Source organism: Burkholderia cepacia (assembly GCF_001039005.1).
Classification (GTDB): domain Bacteria; phylum Pseudomonadota; class Gammaproteobacteria; order Burkholderiales; family Burkholderiaceae; genus Burkholderia; species Burkholderia theae.
Window position 1 is genome coordinate 1 of sequence record NZ_LDWR01000054.1, and the last position, 384, is coordinate 384.

A 384-nucleotide genomic window follows, 5' to 3' on the forward strand; every position below is an offset into this window, starting at 1 on the left:
GCTCGATCTCCTCGTTGTCCACATCGACTTCGACGGGTCTCTCGTCTGCGAATAGCTCGATCTCTTCGTTGTCCACGTCGACCTCGACGGGCATCAGCTCGCTGTCCACCGGCCTCAGTTCGACGGACAGCACGGTGTCGTCGCTGTCGACTTCGACGTCGACCGGCCTGTCGTCGGCGAACAGCTCGATCACGTCGCTGTCGACCTCGACCTCGACCGGCCTGTCGTCGGCCAACAGCTCGATCTCTTCGCTGTCCACGTCGACCTCGACGGGCATCAGCTCGCTGTCGACCGGCCTGAGCTCGACTAATAGCTCGGTGTCGTCGCTGTCGACATCGACGTCGACCGGCTTGTCGTCGGCTAACAGCTCGATTTCTTCGCTGT

Annotated in this window: 1 protein-coding gene; it reads right to left on the reverse strand. The window is 62.0% G+C overall.

Going from position 1 to position 384, the window contains the following annotated elements; translation table 11 throughout:
- Positions 1-384: hypothetical protein (locus VL15_RS42830; protein ID WP_048250069.1), on the reverse strand; the 384-nt coding region annotated here is incomplete at both ends.